This window comes from Variovorax gracilis (genome assembly GCF_030317115.1).
Lineage (GTDB): Bacteria > Pseudomonadota > Gammaproteobacteria > Burkholderiales > Burkholderiaceae_C > Variovorax > Variovorax gracilis.
Genome location: NZ_JASZYF010000001.1, coordinates 567,874 through 587,078, shown reverse-complemented (window position 1 = coordinate 587,078; position 19,205 = coordinate 567,874). Strand labels below are relative to the sequence as shown.

The 19,205-nt window shown below is 66.2% G+C and carries 17 protein-coding genes; 13 read left to right on the top strand and 4 right to left on the bottom strand.

All coding sequences use genetic code 11. The annotated features are described in order from the left end of the window. The first annotated feature begins 11 nt into the window (after positions 1-11). From cobO to QTH97_RS02800, 3 genes are read left to right on the top strand one after another with little or no spacing between them, the layout of a single operon-like run. Entirely contained in the window at positions 12-581 is a 570-nt protein-coding gene (gene cobO / locus QTH97_RS02810) for a cob(I)yrinic acid a,c-diamide adenosyltransferase (RefSeq protein ID WP_286566499.1), read from the top strand. A gap of 22 nt (positions 582-603) precedes the next feature. After that, positions 604-1,626: an adenosylcobinamide-phosphate synthase CbiB gene (cbiB, locus tag QTH97_RS02805; protein ID WP_444813381.1), complete on the top strand. Its 1,023-nt coding sequence runs from the start codon at positions 604-606 to the stop codon at positions 1,624-1,626. After that, positions 1,623-2,624, top strand: coding sequence for an aminotransferase class I/II-fold pyridoxal phosphate-dependent enzyme (locus QTH97_RS02800; protein ID WP_286566498.1), 1,002 nt, complete (start codon positions 1,623-1,625; stop codon positions 2,622-2,624). Before cbiB ends, QTH97_RS02800 begins: the two co-directional genes overlap by 4 nt. Positions 2,625-2,630: 6 nt before the next feature. Here the strand turns inward: QTH97_RS02800 and QTH97_RS02795 are convergent, their stop codons facing one another. The 3 genes from QTH97_RS02795 to QTH97_RS02785 form a co-directional block, all read right to left on the bottom strand. Beyond that, a complete protein-coding gene (locus tag QTH97_RS02795) occupies positions 2,631-2,867 on the bottom strand; it encodes a YMGG-like glycine zipper-containing protein (protein WP_286566497.1) in 237 nt (78 codons plus the stop codon). Positions 2,868-2,878: 11 nt separating this feature from the next. Further along, positions 2,879-3,256: a hypothetical protein gene (locus QTH97_RS02790; protein ID WP_286566496.1), complete on the bottom strand. Its 378-nt coding sequence runs from the start codon at positions 3,254-3,256 to the stop codon at positions 2,879-2,881. A 95-nt stretch (positions 3,257-3,351) separates the two neighbouring features. Next, positions 3,352-4,266, bottom strand: a complete 915-nt coding sequence (locus QTH97_RS02785) for a LysR family transcriptional regulator (RefSeq protein ID WP_286566495.1) — start codon at positions 4,264-4,266, stop codon at positions 3,352-3,354. A gap of 164 nt (positions 4,267-4,430) precedes the next feature. On the opposite strand from QTH97_RS02785, the gene QTH97_RS02780 reads away from it, so the two are divergent. The 6 genes from QTH97_RS02780 (at position 4,431) to QTH97_RS02755 (ending at position 14,943) form a co-directional block, all read left to right on the top strand. Further along, positions 4,431-5,291, top strand: coding sequence for an alpha/beta hydrolase (locus QTH97_RS02780; protein WP_286566493.1), 861 nt, complete (start codon positions 4,431-4,433; stop codon positions 5,289-5,291). 247 nt (positions 5,292-5,538) lie between these two features. Beyond that, positions 5,539-6,783: an efflux RND transporter periplasmic adaptor subunit gene (locus QTH97_RS02775; RefSeq protein WP_286566492.1), complete on the top strand. Its 1,245-nt coding sequence runs from the start codon at positions 5,539-5,541 to the stop codon at positions 6,781-6,783. 25 nt (positions 6,784-6,808) lie between these two features. Beyond that, complete coding sequence (locus QTH97_RS02770; RefSeq protein WP_286566491.1) at positions 6,809-10,078, top strand: efflux RND transporter permease subunit; 3,270 nt, start codon at positions 6,809-6,811, stop codon at positions 10,076-10,078. A 41-nt stretch (positions 10,079-10,119) separates the two neighbouring features. Continuing rightward, the gene (locus QTH97_RS02765; protein ID WP_286566490.1) at positions 10,120-11,619 is read left to right on the top strand and encodes an efflux transporter outer membrane subunit; all 1,500 of its coding nucleotides are present in this window, start codon (positions 10,120-10,122) and stop codon (positions 11,617-11,619) included. 120 nt (positions 11,620-11,739) lie between these two features. Then, a complete protein-coding gene (locus tag QTH97_RS02760) occupies positions 11,740-13,248 on the top strand; it encodes an amino acid permease (protein WP_286566489.1) in 1,509 nt (502 codons plus the stop codon). 15 nt (positions 13,249-13,263) lie between these two features. After that, positions 13,264-14,943, top strand: a complete 1,680-nt coding sequence (locus QTH97_RS02755) for an amidohydrolase (RefSeq protein ID WP_286566488.1) — start codon at positions 13,264-13,266, stop codon at positions 14,941-14,943. A 57-nt stretch (positions 14,944-15,000) separates the two neighbouring features. Here the strand turns inward: QTH97_RS02755 and QTH97_RS02750 are convergent, their stop codons facing one another. Continuing rightward, positions 15,001-15,231, bottom strand: coding sequence for a hypothetical protein (locus QTH97_RS02750; protein ID WP_286566487.1), 231 nt, complete (start codon positions 15,229-15,231; stop codon positions 15,001-15,003). A gap of 123 nt (positions 15,232-15,354) precedes the next feature. Here QTH97_RS02750 and QTH97_RS02745 point away from each other — a divergent pair, with 123 nt between their 5' ends. The 4 genes from QTH97_RS02745 to QTH97_RS02730 are packed head-to-tail and all read left to right on the top strand — an operon-like array spanning position 15,355 to position 19,203. Continuing rightward, the gene (locus tag QTH97_RS02745; RefSeq protein WP_286566486.1) at positions 15,355-16,824 is read left to right on the top strand and encodes a cobyric acid synthase; all 1,470 of its coding nucleotides are present in this window, start codon (positions 15,355-15,357) and stop codon (positions 16,822-16,824) included. Next, positions 16,821-17,864 (top strand): nicotinate-nucleotide--dimethylbenzimidazole phosphoribosyltransferase, encoded by a 1,044-nt coding sequence (gene cobT / locus QTH97_RS02740; RefSeq protein WP_286566484.1) that lies wholly within the window; start codon positions 16,821-16,823, stop codon positions 17,862-17,864. Before QTH97_RS02745 ends, cobT begins: the two co-directional genes overlap by 4 nt. Next, on the top strand, positions 17,861-18,658 hold the full coding sequence (locus QTH97_RS02735; protein WP_286566483.1) for an adenosylcobinamide-GDP ribazoletransferase: 798 nt from the start codon (positions 17,861-17,863) through the stop codon (positions 18,656-18,658). Before cobT ends, QTH97_RS02735 begins: the two co-directional genes overlap by 4 nt. Continuing rightward, positions 18,655-19,203, top strand: a complete 549-nt coding sequence (locus QTH97_RS02730) for a histidine phosphatase family protein (protein WP_286566482.1) — start codon at positions 18,655-18,657, stop codon at positions 19,201-19,203. The genes QTH97_RS02735 and QTH97_RS02730 overlap by 4 nt, the downstream gene beginning before the upstream one ends. The last annotated feature ends 2 nt before the right edge of the window (positions 19,204-19,205 follow it).

Here is a 19,205-nt window from a genome sequence, read left to right as displayed (position 1 = left end):
TGACTGCACTCATGCAAATCGAAAATCCACCGAGCGAAAAACCGTACGAAAAACCTGAAGGCGAACGGCGAGGTGTCGTCATCGTCAACACCGGCGACGGCAAGGGCAAGAGCACGGCAGCCTTCGGCCTGGCACTGCGCGCGCATGGCCGCGGCAAGGCCGTGAAGATCTACCAGTTCATGAAGGTGCCGACGGCGCGCTTCGGCGAACACCGGATGTTCGAGCAGATCGGCATCCCCATCGAAGGGCTGGGCGACGGCTTCAGCTGGAAGAGCCAGGACCTGGAGCACTCCGCGCAACTGGCCCGGGACGGCTGGGAGAGAGCCAGGGCGTCGATCCTGTCGGGCGAGTATTTCCTGGTCGTGCTGGACGAGATCACCTATCCGCTGATCTACGGATGGCTGCCTCTCGAAGACGTGCTGGAAACGTTGCGCGCGCGACCGAAGGAAGTGCATGTGGTGCTGACCGGCCGGCGCTGCCCGCCCGAAATCATCGAGCTGGCGGATACGGTCACCGAGATGCAGATGATCAAGCACGCCTTCAAGGCAGGGGTCCCCGCCCAACGCGGCATCGAAGACTAGCCGTCGCCAACCCGTGACCAACGTGCCCGGCGCCGCATGGCTCGCTCTCCCTCTGGGGGAGGGCTGGGGTGGGGGCGCGCCAGCCTTGGCATCGATCGCAGCCCTCTGGCTCGCCCTGACCATCGACCATTGGCTGGGCGAACCCCCCGCGCGCTGGCATCCGGTGGTCTGGATCGGCCGCTACCTGGGCTGGACCGGCCGACACATCGCCCCGCCCGCAGTCGCCGGAGCAACGCGTGATCTCTCCCGTTTTGCCGCAGGCAGTGTTGCCTGGTGTGCGGGTGCCTTCCTGGTGCTGGTCGTGGCATGGGGCCTGACCGCGGCTGCACAGGGCCTGCCAATGTGGGCGGCTGCCTTGCTGACAGGCCTAGCGCTCAAACCACTGCTTGCATGGCGCATGCTTCGCGACGAGGTGCTCGAAGTCGAGGGCGCACTCGATCGTTCCCTCGTTGTGGGCCGCACGCAACTCGCAAGACTCGTCAGCCGCGACGTCAGCGCATTGAGTGCCAGCGAGGTCCGTGAAAGCGCGATCGAATCCCTGTCCGAGAACCTCAACGATTCGCTGGTCGCACCCGTCTTCTGGTTCGTGCTGTTCGGATTGCCCGGCGCGGCGGTCTATCGCTTCGCCAACACGGCCGACGCGATGTGGGGCTACCGCGGCGAGCGCGACGGCCGAAGGTGGGAGTGGGCCGGGAAATGGGCTGCCCGGGCCGACGACGTGCTCTCCTGGGTGCCGGCCCGCCTCACGGCATTGCTGCTTCTGTGCTGCTCCCTTTTCTCCGGCGCGGGGATGGCAATGCGTGAGCTCCGATCGGAAGCGCGGAAGACGCCATCCCCCAACAGCGGTTGGCCGATGGCCGCGATGGCTCTGTTGCTCGGCGTGCGGCTCGCGAAGCCGGGCGCATACACCCTGAACCCTGCGGGGCGTCAGCCGTTCGCATGCGACACGCTGCGCGCAGTGGCATTGGGGCGTCGAGTGGTCGCACTGTCGGCGCTTTGCGCCACACTGGCGATCGGCTCCATGTCGACATGGGGATCGCCATGACCTCATCCCACATCTTCGAGTCTCTGCACGGCGGCACGGATGCCCAAGGCGCGGCGCCGCACGATTTCTCCACGAACGCCAACGCCTGCGGCCCTTGCCCGGGAACGAGGCTGGCGCTTCAACGCGTGGATGCCGGCCGCTATCCAGACCCGCTCTACTCGACGCTGCGCGAACGGCTTGCACACTTTCATCAGGTCGAAGTCCGTCGGATCGTGATCGCCGCGAGCGCCAGCGAATTCATCGGCCGGATCACGGCGGCCGTGGCGCAAGGGGACAGCCGGCGCGTCTGGGTGCCGCGGCATTGCTATGGCGACTATCTTCGTGCCGCGAGCGCATGGCGATTCGAGCCGGAGCCCGAGGCAGGTGCTGCGGATCTGGTGTGGTGCTGCGATCCGTCCAGTCCGCTGGGCCAGGCGGGTGAACTCGCGGAAATCGTCATGCGGTTGCGCGCGGAAGCGACGTGTGTGCTCGACCTGGCCTACGAGCCCCTGCGCTTGCGGGGTTCATTGGCCCTGGGCCGAGACCGGCTCGATCGCGTCTGGCAACTCTGGACGCCGAACAAGGCACTCGGTCTCACGGGCATCCGGGCCGCCTATGCCATTGCGCCGGTGGATGCCGCAGACATGGCGACGCGCCTCGAACGTCTGGCACCTTCCTGGCCCTTGGGCGCACATGGCGTGGCACTGCTCGAATCGTGGACCAGCGAGAGCACGCAAAAGTGGCTCGGCAAGAGCCGGCTCAAGCTCGGAGTCTGGGAGGCTGAACAACGCGAGTTGTGCGAATCGCTGGGCTGGGTGTGCGAACCCAGCGTCGCGAGCTACTTCTGTGCGAAGCCGGACGTACCGTATTCAGGGGCGCGCGTATCCGAACTGAGGGCGGAGGGCATCAAGCTGCGCGACACCGCCTCCTTCGGCATTCCGGGGCACGTTCGGCTCGGCGTACTGTCGCCGGCCAGTCAGGTGGCGTTGCAACGGGCGTGGATCGCATCGCGATCCTGAATCCGATCACCAGCCGGTTTGCTGTTGCCGGCCGCCCTTGATGTTCCCGGCGACGCCCCCGGCAACGGCACCAATCGCGGCACCGGTCCACGCGTCGCCTCCGGCGATCGCGGCGATACCTGCACCGCCCAGAGCGCCCAGGCCCGCGCCGCTCATCGTTCCCTGCTGCCGCGGTGTCATGTCCGTGCACGCGGCCAAGAGCGTCATGGCCGCAACAGTCGACATCCATACGAGTCGTTTCATGGTCAGCTCCGTCACTTCTTCAGGCCGGGAACGGCCATTTCAAACCAGATGATGTCGAGCACCGGCCGCTTGAGCTTCGTCGGATTCGCTGCGTACCAGCGGTCGAGGTTTTCGCGCACGCCGTCCAGCGTCTGACCCTGCATGCCCTTGGCCAGGCGCGGGATGAAGCTTTGCGCGTCGGTGGGTGGATTGGCGCCGTGATAGGCGGTCTGGACCTGGACCATGTTGGCAAGGCCGACGAGGTACGCCTTCTTGACGGCCTCGCTCGACTGAGTCCATTGCTCACCGGTGACCATCTGGACCTCGGCCGCGCGGACTGGCGCAGCTGCCATCGCCAGCGCCATGCATGTCACGGCCGCAGCCGTGCGCAACTGAAGTTTCATGTTCATCGCACTCTCCAAGCGAACTACATGCGCTGCATATTGCGCTTGGGCGCGGACGGATGTCAAACTTGTTGAAGAGCCCGGTCCAGGTTTACGTGCCGTCAGATTCTCTGCAACTGCGGGTGCTTCGCAAAGAGGTCGGCAGCCCAATCAACGAAGGCGCGGACCTTGGCGCTCAAATGGCGGTTTGGCGGATACACGACGTGTACGGGCAGGGGGGGGCGCTTCCAGTCCGGCAGGATCTCGATGAGTTCGCCACTGGCGATGTAGGGCTCCGCCATATAAGTAATGACCTGCGAGAGGCCGAAGCCCCCCAGCACCGCGGTCATGTGGGCGTTGCTGTCGTTGACCGCCACGCGGTAGGGGCCTGCGATCTCGAATTGCTCATCGCCGCGATGGAATTCGTGCGGGTAGACGCGGCGCGTGCTGCCCGAGAAGAAGCTCACCACCAGATGGCGCTTCTCGATGTCTGTCGGATGCTGCGGCGCGCCGTAGCGCTTGAGGTAGGCCGGCGAAGCCACGGTCATCCAGGGCAGATTGCCGATGCGGCGCGCCACCAGCGACTGGTCGGCCAACTCGCCGCCGCGGATCACGCAGTCGACGTTGTCGGTGATCAGGTCCACCGCGCGGTCGCTCACGCCCACATCGACCTGGATGTCGGGGTAGCGGTCGCAGAAAGTCGACAGGGCGGGAAGGATGACCAGCCTCGCCATCGACGACCCCACGTCGATGCGCAGCCTGCCGGTGGGGTTGGCCTGTGCATTGGTCATGCTGGCCTCGATGTCGTCGAAGTCGTTCAGCAGGCGCGCGGTGCGTTCGAAGTACGCCGCCCCGTCCGGCGTGACGGTGACCCGGCGCGTGGTGCGGTTGAGCAGCTTCACATGCAGGCGCGACTCCAGCGCCTGGATCTGCTTGGTGACCGTGCCCTTGGGCAGGCCGAGCGAATCGGCGGCGCGGGTGAATGTGCCTGCTTCGACGACGCGGACAAAGATCCGCATGGCCTGGATCTGATCCATCTATGCTGCTCCTGGGGTGGCCTGGGGCCGGGGGGAGCGGAATTCTCACACGGCCTTTTGAGGCGATTGTTAGCCGATTGGAAACAGAGTGAGGTCCGAGCCCTTGTTGAAGCATATCAACGACGTCTTATATTCAACCCATCGTCCACCCACCGAGGTCGTCCATGTCCACCCGTCCAACCCTGCCAACTGCTGAAGCCCCCACGGCTGCCGCGCGGGGCGCCGAAACCGACATCCGCATCGAACTGCCGGACCGGGAGCCCGTGCTGGCCCGGCTGTATGGCGAGCGTGTGCGGGGCACCACCTCACCGCTGGTGCTCCATTTCCACGGCGGCACCTTCGTGTGCGGCGACCTGGACAACGGGCGCAACGTGGCCCGCCTGCTGGCGGGTGCCGGCGCGGTGGTGGTGTCGCTGGACTATCCGCTTGCGCCCAAGGCACCGTTTCCCGAACCCATCGAGGTCGGCTTTGCCGCGCTGGAGTGGGTCTACAAGCAACGCATGAAGCTGGCGGGCAGGGGCGCGCAACTGTTCCTGGCCGGCGAGGAAGCCGGCGGCAATCTGGCGGCTGCAGTGGCCCTGATGGCGCGGGACAGGGCGCATCCGCCGCTGGCTGGGCAGATCCTGCTTTCGCCGATGCTCGATCCCTGCGCTGGGACGCCTTCGCTCCGGCAGGCCAAGGGGGATGCCGTGCAGTGCAAGTGGGCCTCCGGCTGGCAGGAATACCTCAGCCGCCCGATGAATGCGACGCACCCATACGCGGTGCCCGGCGGGTCGCTGCGTCTGGCCGAACTGGCGAGAACGCTGGTGCTTGTCGGGAAGGATGATCCGATGCGCGACGAAGCGCTGAACTTCGCCAAACGGCTGAGCGACGCCGGCATCGAGGTCACGAGCAATGTGTTGCCCGGCGCTTCGAACTGGCCCGAGGCGCTCTACCGGCCGGACGATTCTGGCTGTGCGGCCTGCGAGGCGGTCGTACAGAAGCACTTCCGCGAGTTTTTCAGCGCGGCACCGCCGCCTCACTGAGCGGCGAAGCACGGCGCCCCGTGCACTGAAGGATCCCGTCGCGCGGGATCACCCAAAGGTGAGGTGATTGCACCTCGATCTGCAAGGCGACACGACCGCCTTGCGGGGGGAGCCTTTGCCTGCGCGACCGCCCATCCGTGGTGCTCCGGCGACGCGCTCCCACCCGATTTCGTTTTCCCCGCTGTCCTGCGCTATCCGCGCGGGAGGGCGCTTTGCATCTCAAGAGTCACCAAAAGGACGTTTCATCATGACGAACCCCAAGCTTTCCTCCATGGCCCGTCGCGGCCTCTGGCCCGCGGTGACCGGCGTCACGGCATTGGTGGCGATTGCAGCCGCCGCGCTCGGCTTCCACAGTTTCAATGCCGAGGCAAACAACGCCCCGGCCGTCTCGGCGCCGCGCGCCACGCCAGTCTCGGTGGCGACCGTGGCCGCGACGGAAGTCAACACGTGGGACGAGTTCTCCGGTCGCCTCGAAGCGGTCGAACGAGTCGATGTGCGGTCCCGCGTGGCGGGTGCCGTGCAAGCCGTGCACTTTCGCGAGGGCGCCCTGGTGAAGCAGGGCGAACTCCTGATCACCATCGACCCTGCTCCCTACGCTGCGGAAGTGCAACGCGCCGAGGCACAGGTGGCCTCGGCACAGGCCAGGGTGTCGTTCACCCGCAGCGAGCAGGAACGCGCACGCCGTCTCTGGGATGAAAAGGCCATCGCGCAGCGCGAACTGGATGAGCGCACCAACGCCGGTCGCGAAGCCGAAGCCAACCTGCGCGCGGCGCAGGCCTCGCTGCAGAGCGCACGCCTGAACCTCGGCTACACGCAAGTCCGCGCCCCGGTCGCGGGTCGCATCGGCAAGCTCGAAGTGACGATCGGCAATCTCGTTGCGGCCGGCCCCGGCGCGCCGGTATTGACGACGCTGGTGTCCGTCAGCCCGATCTACGCCAGCTTCGATGCCGACGAGCAGATCGTCGTCCGCGCGCTGAAGGACCTGCCCGGCGGCGCCAGCGCGCGCACCCGCATCGAGGGCATCCCCGTGCAGATGGGCACTGCCGGCATCGACGGCACGCCTTATGAAGGCCGTCTGCAACTCATCGACAACCAGGTCGATGCCAAGAGCGGCACGGTGCGCGTGCGCGCAGCCTTCGACAACAAGGATGGTGCGCTGATCCCCGGCCAGTTCGCCCGTATCCGCATGGGCCAGGCGCGCAACGACACGGCACTGCTGGTCAACGAGCGCGCGGTAGGCACCGACCAGAACAAGAAGTTCGTGATGGTCGTCGGCGAGGACAACAAGGCCGAGTACCGCGAGGTATCGCTGGGCGCGCCGGTCAATGGTCTGCGTGTCGTGACCAAGGGCCTCAAGGCGGGCGAGCGCGTGGTCGTCAATGGCCTGCAGCACATCCGCCCCGGTGCACTCGTGGCGCCGCAGACCGTGACCATGGACGCCAAGGCCGAAGTGCAAGCACCGGCCCAGCACGTGGCCGACGCGAAGTCCTGATCGCACGGCTCTCGGAGAAATCATCATGAATCTTTCCAAGTTCTTCATCGACCGGCCGATCTTTGCCGGCGTGCTCTCGCTGCTGATGCTGATCGCGGGGCTGATCGCGCTGCGCGGGCTGCCGATTTCCGAGTACCCCGAGGTGGTGCCGCCCTCGGTCGTGGTGCGCGCCAACTACCCCGGCGCCAACCCGAAGGTCATTGCCGAGACGGTGGCCACGCCGCTGGAGGAATCGATCAACGGCGTCGAAGGCATGCTCTACATGAGCAGCCAGGCAACGACCGACGGCCTGCTCACGCTGACCGTGACCTTCAAGCTCGGCACCGATCCCGACAAGGCACAGCAACTCGTGCAGAACCGCGTCTCGCAAGCCGAGCCGCGCCTGCCCGAGGAAGTGCGACGGCTCGGCATCACGACCATCAAGAGTTCACCCGATCTCACGATGGTGGTGCACTTGCTCTCGCCCAACGGGCGCTACGACATGACCTACCTGCGCAACTACGCAGTGCTCAATGTCAAGGACCGGCTGGCGCGTGTGCAGGGCGTGGGCGACGTGCAGTTGTTCGGCTCGGGCGACTACTCGATGCGTGTCTGGCTCGATCCGCAGAAGGTCGCCCAGCGCGGCCTCTCCGCCAGCGACGTGGTGCGCGCCATTCGCGAACAGAACGTGCAGGCAGCCGCCGGCGTGGTCGGTGCATCGCCTGGCCTGCAAGGCGTCGACATGCAGATCTCGATCAACGCACAGGGCCGTCTGCAGACCGAGGAAGAGTTCGGCGACATCATCGTCAAGACCGGTAGCGACGGTGCCGTGACGCGGCTGCGCGACGTCGCGCGGCTGGAACTCGGCGCGTCGAGCTATGCGCTGCGCTCGCTGCTCGACAACAAGGATGCAGTGGCGGTACCGATCTTCGCCGCGCCTGGCTCCAATGCGATCCAGATCTCCAACGACGTTCGCGCCACGATGGCCGAGCTGAAGAAGAACATGCCCGATGGCGTCGACTACAGCATCGTCTACGACCCGACGCAGTTCGTGCGTGCCTCGATCGAATCTGTCGTGCACACGCTGCTCGAAGCGATCGCGCTCGTGGTGTTGGTCGTGATCCTGTTCCTGCAGACTTGGCGCGCATCGATCATCCCGCTGCTCGCGGTGCCCATCTCGGTGATCGGCACCTTCGCGGTGATGCATCTCTTCGGCTTTTCGATCAACGCACTGAGTCTCTTCGGGCTGGTGCTCGCGATCGGCATCGTGGTGGACGATGCGATCGTGGTGGTCGAGAACGTCGAGCGCAACATCGAGGCCGGCCTGAGTCCGCGCCAGGCGACCTACCGTGCGATGCGCGAAGTGTCGGGGCCCATCATCGCGATCGCGCTGGTGCTGGTGGCGGTGTTCGTGCCGCTCGCATTCATCAGCGGCCTCACGGGGCAGTTCTACAAGCAGTTCGCGTTGACGATCGCGATCTCGACCGTGATCTCGGCCGTCAATTCGCTGACCTTGTCGCCCGCGCTCGCCGCGCTGCTGCTACGCAGCCATGACGCGCCCAAGGATGCACTGACGCGTGGCATGGACCGCGTGTTCGGCGGCTTCTTCCGGGGCTTCAACCGCATCTTTCATCGCGGCGCCGAGGGCTACAGCACCGGCGTGAAAGGAGCCATCTCGCGCAAGGCGCTGATGATGGTGATCTACCTCGCGCTGGTGGCCGTGACTTTCGGGCTCTTCAAGGCGGTGCCCGGCGGCTTCGTGCCGGCGCAGGACAAGCAGTACCTGATCGGCTTTGCACAACTGCCCGACGGCGCCACGCTCGACCGCACGGAAGAAGTGACGCGCCGCATGAACGACATCGTGATGAAGCAGCCGGGTGTCGAGCACGCCATCACCTTCCCCGGACTGTCGATCAACGGCTTCACCAACAGCTCGAACTCCGGCATCGTTTTCGTGAGCCTGAAGGACTTCGACGAGCGCAAGGCGGCGAACCTCAGCGCGGGTGCGATCGCGGGCCAGTTGAACGGCCAGTTCAGCCAGATCCAGGATGCGTTCATCGCGATCTTCCCGCCGCCGCCGGTACAAGGGCTGGGGACGACGGGCGGCTTCAAGCTGCAGCTCGAAGACCGCGGGTCGCTCGGCTACGCGGCGATGGACGGCGCGGTCAAGGCGTTCATGGCCAAGGCCTACCAGACGCCGGAACTCGCGGGCATGTTCACGAGCTGGCAGGTCAACGTGCCGCAGCTCTATGCCGACATCGACCGCACCAAGGCCCGCCAGCTCGGCGTGTCGGTGACGGACGTGTTCGACACCATGCAGATCTACCTCGGCAGCCTGTACGCGAACGATTTCAACCGCTTCGGCCGCACCTACAGCGTGCGCGTTCAGGCGGATGCGCCGTACCGCGCGCGCGCCGAGGACGTCGGCCTGCTCAAGGTTCGTTCGGCCAGCGGCGAGATGGTGCCCCTGTCGGCGCTGATGAACATCCAGCCCAGCTATGGGCCGGAGCGTGCGATGCGCTACAACGGCTTTCTCTCGGCCGATATCAACGGCGGGCCGGCGCCGGGCTTTTCGTCGGGTCAGGCGCAGGACGCGATCGAACGCATCGCCGCCGAGACGCTGCCCAAGGGCATCGGCTTCGAGTGGACGGAGCTGACCTATCAGGAAATCCTGGCCGGCAACTCGGCGCTGTGGGTTTTCCCGCTCGCCATCCTTCTGGTGTTCCTGGTGCTGGCCGCGCAGTATGAAAGCCTGACCTTGCCGGTCGCGATCATCCTGATCGTGCCGATGGGGCTGCTGGCTGCGATGACTGGCGTGTGGTTGTCTCACGGCGACAACAACGTCTTCACGCAGATCGGGCTGATGGTGCTGGTGGGGCTGTCGGCGAAGAACGCAATCCTGATCGTCGAGTTCGCGCGAGAGCTGGAGTTCGCCGGGCGGACGCCGATCCAGGCGGCCATCGAGGCGAGCCGGCTGCGGCTGCGCCCGATTCTGATGACCTCGATGGCCTTCGTGATGGGGGTACTGCCGCTGGTGCTTTCCACCGGCGCGGGTGCCGAGATGCGCAAGGCGATGGGCATCGCGGTGTTCTCCGGAATGATTGGCGTGACGGCCTTCGGCTTGTTCCTCACACCAGTGTTCTATGTGCTGTTGCGTCGCATGACAGGCAATCGGCCGCTCAAGCTGCATGGCGAAGTGCCGCACGGCGATGCGTTTGTGTCTGCGGATCAGCCCGTGGCGGCCGCGCATGCCGGTGCAGCTGGCGGAGGTTCGTTGCGGCCATCGCCCGCGGCGCCCTTGAAGGCCATCGAGTGAGGCGATCTGGCGCTCACCTCCCAACGTTCAGAAAGTTCATCATGAATCAGACATCTCCATCCCGAGGCTTGCGGTGGCGCGCCGCGCTGGCACCGCTGCTGGCGGCGCTGGTGCTCGCAGGCTGCGCCACGGCGCCGGCGGAGCTTCCCTCGTTCACGCCGCCCGCACAGTTCAAGGAGCAGGCCGCCGTAGCGCCGGAGGGCGCGTGGACGCGTGCCCAGCCCGCCGAAGCGCAAGCGCGGGGCGAATGGTGGCGCGCGTTCAACGATCCGGTGCTCGACAAGCTGATTGCGAGCGCCGACGCGCGCAACACCAGCATCCAGGCCGCGGCAGCGCGGCTTGCAGAAGCCCGCGCGTTGGCCCGCAACGCAGATGCGGATCGTGCGCCGCAGGTCAACGCCGTCGCAGGCGGCGTGCGCAGTGCCGGCCTGGACCGCAACCTGACGCCCAGGCCGTCTTCGTTGTTCACGGCGGGGCTGGAACTCTCCTATGAGCTGGACCTCTTCGGCAAGTTGTCCCGAGCGAGCGATGCGGCACGGCTCGATGCCGATTCCCGCGACGGGCTGCTGCAGAGCACGCGCCTGCTGGTCGAAGCCGAGGTGGCGCAGACCTATCTCGCCCTGCGCGCTCTCGATGCCGAGCGTGCGCTGGTGAGGGAAACGGTCGAGGCCTATCGCGACACCCTGAAGCTGACGCAGAGCCGCGAACGGGCAGGCGACGTGGCCGAACTCGACGTGGCGCGCGTCGAGACCGAAGTCGCCTCCACCGAGTCCGATGCAATGACGCTGGACCGCCGCCGTGCCGAACTGGAGCACGCGCTGGCGGTGCTGGCAGGCGACCTGGCGTCGGACTTCGGCGTGAGCGCGGATGAATGGTCGACCGCCTTGCCCACGATCCCGCCGGGCGTGCCTGCGACAGTGCTCACGCGCCGGCCGGACATCTCTGCCGCGCAGAAGGCGGTGCTGGCGGCGCAGGCGCGCGTCGGCGTCGCGCAGGCGGCCTGGTTTCCCGATATCGCATTGACCGCGGGCGGCGGATACGCGACGTCGGACTTCAGCGACCTCGTGAAATGGTCGGCACGGTCATGGGGCATTGGTGCGTTGCTCGCGTTGCCGATCTTCGATGGTGGACGCCGCGAAGCGGGCGTGCAGAACGCCTCGGCGCAGCTCGATGGCGCGCTCGCAAACTACCGGTCGCAAGTGCTCGTCGCCTTCAAGGAGGTGGAGGACCAGCTCTCTTCCCTGCGAATCCTGGAGCAGCAATCCGGCGTGCAGGCCAAGGCGGTGGCGTCGGCGACCCGGGCCACGACCTTGTCGGATTCGCGCTATCGCAATGGTCTGGTCAGCCAGCTGGACTTGCTCGATGCCCGTCGGCAGGAATTGCAGAACCGCAGGCAGGCGTTGCAGGTGAAGTCAGCTCAATACCAGGCGACGGTCGGCTTGATCCGTGCAATTGGTGGTGGCTGGGATGCCGGGCCGGTAGCTCCCGGTGCAACAGGCAAGGCGCAGGTTGCGGCCACTCGCCCGATGAATTTGGAATAAGAAGTATGTGCACGGCGGCCCGAGATCGGCTTCGGGCGGCCTGATAGACTCCCGGCGCTTTCGCGCTGATCGTCGGGTTTGATGTCATCGGTGTGCCGAGCATCAAACAGAAAATTGCGTATGCAGACGACATCAGCGCCGGCGACATCCAACTCCCTTGACAAAAATGCCGCGCCCAAGTTGCGGCGGGCGCTGGGTGCGCGACACCTGACGATGATCGCGATCGGCGGGTCGATCGGCACGGGGCTGTTCGTGGCATCGGGCGCCAGCGTGTCGCAGGCGGGCCCGGGTGGGGCGCTGATGGCTTACCTGCTCATCGGCGCGATGGTGTTCTTCCTCATGACCAGCCTCGGCGAACTCGCGGCCTACATGCCGGTTTCCGGGTCGTTCGCCACCTACGGCGCGTTGTATGTCGACGAAGGCTTTGGCTTCGCGCTGGGCTGGAACTATTGGTACAACTGGGCCGTCACGATTGCCGTCGAACTGGCCGCTGCCCAACTGGTCATGCAGTACTGGTTCCCGGGCACGTCGGGCGTGATGTGGAGCGCGCTGTTTCTCTCGGTGATGTTCCTGCTCAACGCGATTTCCGTGCGCGGCTTCGGCGAGGCGGAATTCTGGTTCGCATTGATCAAGGTGGTGGCGGTCGTGGCCTTCATCGCGATCGGCACGCTGATGATCTTCGGCATCATGAACGGCGAGCGCTCTCCGGGGCTGTCGAACTTCACGGTGGGAGACGCGCCCTTCGTGGGCGGGCTGCCGGCCATGATCGGTGTCGCGATGATCGCGGGTTTCTCGTTCCAGGGAACCGAGCTGATCGGCGTCGCCGCGGGTGAATCCAAGGATCCAGGCAGGACCATTCCGCGCGCCATGCGGCAGGTGTTCTGGCGCATCCTGTTGTTCTATGTGCTGGCCATCCTGGTCATCGGCATCCTCATCCCGTACACCGACCCGAACCTGATCAAGACCGATATCGGCGCGGTCAGCGTGAGTCCCTTCACCCTCGTGTTCCAGCGTGCGGGCATGGCGTTCGCCGCGAGCGTGATGAACGCGGTGATCCTCTCGGCCGTCCTGTCGGCCGGCAATTCGGGCATGTACGCGTCGACGCGGATGCTTTTCAATCTGGCCGTCGACGGGCGTGCGCCGCGCTGCTTTGCCCGGCTGACCCGCAACGGAGTGCCGCTTTATGCACTGCTGGCGACTGCGCTGGTGGGCGCGTTGTGCTTCCTGACCTCGCTGTTCGAAAGCCAGAGCGTCTATCTGTGGCTGCTCAACCTGTCGGGCATGACGGGCTTCATCGCGTGGCTGGGCATCGCCATCAGCCACTACCGGTTTCGCAAGGGCTTCATGGCGCAGGGGCTGGACCTGGCAATGCTGCCTTACCGCTCGCCATTCTTTCCGTACGGTCCCCTGTTCGCGTTCGGGCTCTGCCTGATCGTGACGCTGGGGCAGAACTACGCAGCCTTCATGGGCGGGCGCATCGACTGGATTGCCGTGCTGGCCACCTACATCGGCATCCCGATCTTTCTGGCGATGTGGCTGGGCTATCGAGTGGTTCGCAAGACCCGCATCGTGGCCTACGCCGACATGTATTTCCCGCGACCGAATACGCCCGGTTCGCAAATCCAATAACCAAGGAGAACTCCAATGAAAAAATACCTCTTGCAACCCGTAGCGGTGCTCGCTGCTGCCGCGGCCCTCGCGGCCGGTTCGGCCCAAGCCGCGCCGACGCTGGTGGACCACGTTCAGGGCTACACCTTCAGCCAGGACAAACTGACGTCTTTCACCGGCCTGGTCTTCGACCAGGGCAAGGTGCTCGGCGTCGGCGATGCGGCCGTGCTCGCCAAGCAGTACCCCGATGCCCGTCGCGTCGACGGTCAGGGCAAGACCCTGCTGCCGGGCTTGATCGACGCCCACGGGCACGTGTTCCGCATCGGCTTCCGCACGAGCGAAGTCGCGGTCACCGGTACCCAGTCGCTGCAGGAAGCGCAAGCCCGCGTCAAGGCCTACGCCGAAGCCAACCCGGTTCGCCAGTGGATCATGGGACAGGGCTGGAACCAGGTGATCTGGAAGCTCGGCCGTTTCCCGACCGCGGCTGAACTCGACGTCGCCATTGCCGACCGCCCCGCGACGCTGCGCCGCGTGGACGGCCACGCGACCTGGGCCAACACCAAGGCGCTGCAACTCGCCGGCATCACGCGCGAGACGCCCGACCCAGTGGGCGGCCGCATCGAGCGCGACGCCAACGGCAACCCGAGTGGTGTGCTGGTCGACAAGGCGCAGGCCCTGCTCGTGAAGGTCATGCCTCCGTACTCCGACGCTGAACGTCGCATCGCACTCGACTCTGCATTGCGGCACTTCGGCTCCCTGGGTCTCACGGGCGTGGGCGATGCCGGCGTGACGGCCAACGAGGTGAAGATCTACCGCGAGTTCGCCGACCAGAAGAAGCTCACGACCCGCGTCTACGCCATGATTGGCGACGTGGCCGACGACTTCAAGGTGCTGTCCGCCAGCGGCCCGCTGAAGGGCTATGCGGACGACCGCTTCAACCTGCGCTCGGTCAAGCTCTACGCCGACGGCGCCCTGGGCAGCCGTGGCGCGGCGCTGCTCGAACCCTATTCGGACGACCACAGCAACAAGGGGTTGCTGTTCATGGACGATGCCACGGTCCAGGCCAAGATGAAGACCGCGCTCAAGGCCGGCTACCAGGTCAACGTCCATGCCATCGGCGATGCGGCCAACCGCCAGATCCTGAATGCCTTCGAGGCTGCGTACAAGGACGGCGGCGGCATCGAGCAGCGCAACCGCATCGAGCACGCTCAAGTGGTGGCGATCTCGGACATTCCGCGCTTCAAGACCTTGGGCCTGATCGCCTCGATGCAGCCCACGCACGCCACGAGCGACATGAACATGGCGGAAGACCGCGTCGGCAAGGAGCGGATCAAGGGCGCGTACGCCTGGCGCACGATCCTGAAACAAGGCACCGTGATCGCGGGTGGTTCGGACTTCCCCGTCGAGTCGGCCAACCCCTTCTTTGGTCTGCATGCCGCCGTGACGCGTACCGACCATGAAGGCAAGCCCATCGAAGGCTGGCATCCCGAGGAGGCAATGACGCTGCCCCAGGCATTCCGCGCCTTCACCCTCGATGCCGCGTATGCGCAGCACCAGGAAAAGGCAATCGGTTCGCTTGAGCCCGGCAAGTGGGCCGATTTCATCGTGGTCGACCAGGACCCGTTCAAGATCGCGCCGGCAGACTTGTGGAAGACCAAGGTACTTGAAACGTGGCTGGCGGGCGAAAAGGTCTACTCGCAAAAAGCAGGCGATTGAAACTGAAAGCAGAAAGCCGCCCGGCGAGGCATTCCCCGGGCGGCTTTTTTGTGGGCGCTAGAAGCCGGTGTCGATCCGCCCCGAGTTGGACTCGATCAGCCTGCGCAGCGCATTCGCGCCCATCACCAGCGCGCTGGAATAGGTGGTCTGGGCCACGGAGGCGGTGTGGATCCGCTGGTAGTGGATCGCTTCGACGGCGTCGCTGTTGAAGGCCTCCAGGAGGACCCAGAAGTATTGATTCTGTCCACGCTCCTCCACCGTGAGCGCGATATCTCGTAAAGCTGGCATTCGCCGGGGCTCCCTTTTCTGAACAAGTCTTGAAGCTACGGGCGAATCGAATGAATAGTTTCGACCTCATTGAAGGCCGCAACGGGAAGCGTGACGAACTTCACGTAAAGGACAATCGCACCCATGATTCCCGATGTGCTAAACCGCCGAGCGCGCTGCGTCATGGTCCTTGGCACCACCAGCGGCGCCGGCAAGAGCTGGCTCGCTACGGCGCTGTGCCGTTGGTATGCCCGGCAGGGGCTCCAGGTCGCGCCGTTCAAGGCGCAGAACATGAGCAACAACGCGAGGGTCGTCGCGGGCGGCGAGATCGGCAGTGCACAGTATTTCCAGGCCCTGGCGGCGCGGGCCGAGCCTGAGGTGCGCATGAATCCGCTGCTCCTCAAGCCAGAACGGGACACCCACAGCCAGGTCATCCTGATGGGGCAGGTGAGCAACGAACTTTCGGAGTTGCCCTGGCGCGGGCGAAGCGAGCGGGTGTGGCCGCGGATCGCCCAGGCGCTGGATGAACTGCGTGCCGACAACGATGTCGTCGTCATCGAAGGCGCAGGCTCGCCGGCCGAGATCAACCTGATGGAGAGCGACATCGTCAACCTCCGTGTCGCGCGTCGCGCCGGGGCGCGCTGCCTGCTGGTGACGGACATCGACCGCGGCGGCGCCTTCGCCCATCTCTATGGCACCTGGGCGCTGATGCCGCCGGGCGACCGCGACATGCTCGCCGGCTTCGTTCTCAACAAGTTCCGCGGCGATGCGTCTTTGCTGGCGCCGGCCCCGCAGCAGTTGCAGGCGCTGACGGGCGTGCCTACTGTTGCGACGCTGCCCATGTGGTGGCAGCACGGCCTGCCGGAGGAGGACGGCGTCTTCGACGATCGCAGCGTGTCGAGCGGCGAAGTCACCCGAACCATCGCAGTGATTGCCTATCCGCGGATCAGCAACCTGGACGAATTCCAGCCGCTCAAGAACATTGCGGGCGTACGCCTGCGCTGGGCGCGGAGCCCGGCCGACGTCGCAGGCGCGGACTGGATCATCCTGCCGGGCTCCAAGCACACCAGCGGTGATCTGGCGTGGATGCGCACGCAAGGGCTGGATCGCGCGGTGGCTGCGCATGCGTCGCGTGGCGGCATGGTGCTGGGCGTTTGCGGTGGCCTGCAGATGCTGGGCGAGGCCCTGATCGATCCACACGGCGTCGACGGCAATGGGCCCGGGCTGGGGTTGCTGCCGCTGGTCACCGTGTTCGCGGTGGACAAGACCGTGCGCCACCGGGAGGCCGCCTTCGCCACGCTCGCAGGGCCTTGGTCGGCGTTGTCCGGCATCAACGTGCGCGGCTACGAGATCCACCACGGCCAAACCGCGGAGCATGCCGCGATGGCCGCCGCCGGTGACCGGGCCACGGCAGTGATGCCCGATGAGCTGGCGTGGCAAAACGGCGCTGGCAACGTCCTCGGGCTTTATCTTCATGGTCTCTTCGAAGACCCTGCCGTGCTGCAGGCGATGTTTGGCGTCGCCGCGCGCACGCTGGACGCGGTGTTCGACGGACTGGCCGACCACATCGACTCCCACTTTGAACCGGGCGTGCTGCGCTCGCTGATCGAATGACATTGGAACTCCCTTCGGTCCCCGACCTCGACGACGCTGCACTTTCTGCGCGCCTGCAGCATCTGCTCGATGGCAAGACCAAGCCGGTCGGCGCTTTGGGCCGGCTGGAGGCGCTGGCCCTGCGGCTGGGCACGATCCTCGGCACCGACTCGCCATCGATGACGGCGCCTCAGATGGTCGTCTGCGCCGGCGACCACGGCCTGGCCGCGCGCGGGGTGTCCGTCTATCCGAGCGACGTGACCTGGCAGATGGTCGAGAACTTCCTCGCCGGCGGCGCGGCCGTCAGTGTGCTGGCGCGCCAGCACGGCCTGACGTTGACGGTGGTCGACTGCGGCGTGCGCCACGACTTCGCGCCACGCGACGGCCTGTTGATCCGCAAGACGGCAGCCGGCACGGCGGACGCTTCCGTCGAACCGGCCATGAGCGCGGCGCAGTGCGAGACGGCCATTGCCAACGGCATGGCGCTCCTGCGTGAGTTGCCAGGCAACGCGGTGCTGCTGGGCGAGATGGGCATCGGCAATTCGTCCGCCGCGGCGATGCTGCTGGCACGCATTGCCCACCAGGACATCGATGCCTGCACCGGCGCCGGAACCGGACTGGACGCCGCAGGCCGTGCGCACAAGCGCAAGATCCTGCGGGGAGTGCTCGAACGGCATGCCGATGCCACGGCACCGCTCGATGCGCTGTCCGCCCTCGGCGGCTTCGAGATCGCCACGCTGGTCGGCGTGGTGTTGCAGGCAGCCCACGAACGCCGCGTGATCGTGCTCGATGGCTTCATCGCCAGCGCAGCGGTGCTCGTCGCCCAGGCTCTTCGCCCGCAGGTCGTGCAGCGCTGCGTGGCAGCGCACCAATCGGTCGAGCCCGGCCATCGGCTGCTGTTGAATGTCCTGGGGCTGGAGCCCTTGCTGCAACTCGACCTGCGGCTCGGCGAGGGCTCGGGCGCCGCGCTTGCCTGGCCGCTGCTCGAATCTGCCTGCCGCATCCTGGGCGAGATGGCGAGCTTCGAATCGGCAGGCGTGTCGAAGCAAGAGACGCCATGAACGGGGTGCGCCATTTCCTGCTGGCGCTGCAGTTCTTCACGCGTGTCCCGGTCACGGGGCCGCTGGCCGGCTGGGTCGGCTTCAGTCCGGCGATGCTCCGTGCCAGCGCTGCCCATTTCCCCGGTGTGGGCTGGCTCGTCGGCGGCGTGGGCGCGGGTGTGCTGTGGTTCGCGCAAGCCGGTCTTCCGGGTGTCGCTGGCGCTCTCGCGGCTGCTGCGCTGTCGACCATCGCGACCGTGCTGATGACCGGCGCGTTTCACGAAGACGGACTGGCCGACGTCGCCGATGGACTCGGCGGCTCGGCCGATCGCGCGCGCGCGCTCGAGATCATGAAGGACTCGCGCATCGGCGCTTTCGGTGCGATCGCGCTGGTGCTGGCGCTCGGCCTGAAGATCGTGTTGTTGGCGACGTTGATCGGGCAGGGCGCTTGGACCGCATCCGTTGCGCTCTTGAGTGCCCATGTGCTTTCGCGGCTCGCGCCGTTGTTCCTGATCCGATGGCTGCCTTACGTCGGCGACGAGAACGCGGCGAGCAAGGCCAAGCCCCTGGCCGCTGCGATCGGCAGTGGCGCCTTGATGGTCGGCGTCGCGTGGTCGATCCCGGCCGCTGCGCTCCTCCTGTGGTCGCATGGCGCGCAGCACGGACTGGCGGCCCTCCTGCTTTGCGCCCTGGCGGCGATGTGGACGGCGCGACTCCTGATGCGCCGCCTCCAGGGCTTCACGGGAGACGGACTGGGCGCGACGCAACAGGTCTGCGAACTCGCGATCTATCTCGCGCTGGCGTGGCACGCATGAAGCTCCTGCTCGTCCGACACGCGCAGACCACTGCTGAAGAAGGGCAGTGCTACGGTCGAACCGATGTTCCGGTGCTTCCCGAAGTGACGCTGGCGGTGGCGGAAAGGGTAGCCCCCATGCTCCCTTTGGACGTCGCGATGGCCTGCTCTCCGCTGATGCGATGTTCCGAACTCGCGCGCGCCCTTTCGGTCTTGCGGCCCGATCTCAGTCCCCGGCCGGACCCTCGCATCGCCGAGATGGACATGGGTGCGTGGGAGGGCGGCCCGTGGACGGCGATCGATCGCGCCGAGTTCGAAACCTGGACCCGAGAATTCGCCGATACACCTGCAGGCCGCATCGGCGAAAGCACGCGTCAGTTCATGAGGCGAGTAGGGGAAGCCTTCGACGACTGGCATGCCGGCGGGCGCGATGCGATCTGGATCACGCACGCCGGCGTGATCCGCGCCGTCTGGCTGCTGCGCGACGGCACGCGCTGCGTCGACCACGCCGATCAATGGCCGTCGCAGCCGATCGCGTTCGGCGAATGCGTGACGATCGAAGCCTGATC

What these genes read in the sequence shown, in the direction of transcription:
- QTH97_RS02735 (WP_286566483.1), top strand. Translation starts at nt 17,861, where the DNA reads ATGAACGGGGTGCGCCATTTCCTGCTGGCGCTGCAGTTCTTCACGCGT.
- QTH97_RS02745 (WP_286566486.1), top strand. Translation starts at nt 15,355, where the DNA reads ATGATTCCCGATGTGCTAAACCGCCGAGCGCGCTGCGTCATGGTCCTT.
- QTH97_RS02755 (WP_286566488.1), top strand. Translation starts at nt 13,264, where the DNA reads ATGAAAAAATACCTCTTGCAACCCGTAGCGGTGCTCGCTGCTGCCGCG.
- QTH97_RS02785 (WP_286566495.1), bottom strand. Translation starts at nt 4,266, where the DNA reads ATGGATCAGATCCAGGCCATGCGGATCTTTGTCCGCGTCGTCGAAGCA.
- QTH97_RS02780 (WP_286566493.1), top strand. Translation starts at nt 4,431, where the DNA reads ATGTCCACCCGTCCAACCCTGCCAACTGCTGAAGCCCCCACGGCTGCC.
- QTH97_RS02790 (WP_286566496.1), bottom strand. Translation starts at nt 3,256, where the DNA reads ATGAACATGAAACTTCAGTTGCGCACGGCTGCGGCCGTGACATGCATG.
- QTH97_RS02800 (WP_286566498.1), top strand. Translation starts at nt 1,623, where the DNA reads ATGACCTCATCCCACATCTTCGAGTCTCTGCACGGCGGCACGGATGCC.
- QTH97_RS02760 (WP_286566489.1), top strand. Translation starts at nt 11,740, where the DNA reads ATGCAGACGACATCAGCGCCGGCGACATCCAACTCCCTTGACAAAAAT.
- QTH97_RS02775 (WP_286566492.1), top strand. Translation starts at nt 5,539, where the DNA reads ATGACGAACCCCAAGCTTTCCTCCATGGCCCGTCGCGGCCTCTGGCCC.
- cobT (WP_286566484.1), top strand. Translation starts at nt 16,821, where the DNA reads ATGACATTGGAACTCCCTTCGGTCCCCGACCTCGACGACGCTGCACTT.
- QTH97_RS02730 (WP_286566482.1), top strand. Translation starts at nt 18,655, where the DNA reads ATGAAGCTCCTGCTCGTCCGACACGCGCAGACCACTGCTGAAGAAGGG.
- QTH97_RS02750 (WP_286566487.1), bottom strand. Translation starts at nt 15,231, where the DNA reads ATGCCAGCTTTACGAGATATCGCGCTCACGGTGGAGGAGCGTGGACAG.
- QTH97_RS02795 (WP_286566497.1), bottom strand. Translation starts at nt 2,867, where the DNA reads ATGAAACGACTCGTATGGATGTCGACTGTTGCGGCCATGACGCTCTTG.
- QTH97_RS02765 (WP_286566490.1), top strand. Translation starts at nt 10,120, where the DNA reads ATGAATCAGACATCTCCATCCCGAGGCTTGCGGTGGCGCGCCGCGCTG.
- cobO (WP_286566499.1), top strand. Translation starts at nt 12, where the DNA reads ATGCAAATCGAAAATCCACCGAGCGAAAAACCGTACGAAAAACCTGAA.
- QTH97_RS02770 (WP_286566491.1), top strand. Translation starts at nt 6,809, where the DNA reads ATGAATCTTTCCAAGTTCTTCATCGACCGGCCGATCTTTGCCGGCGTG.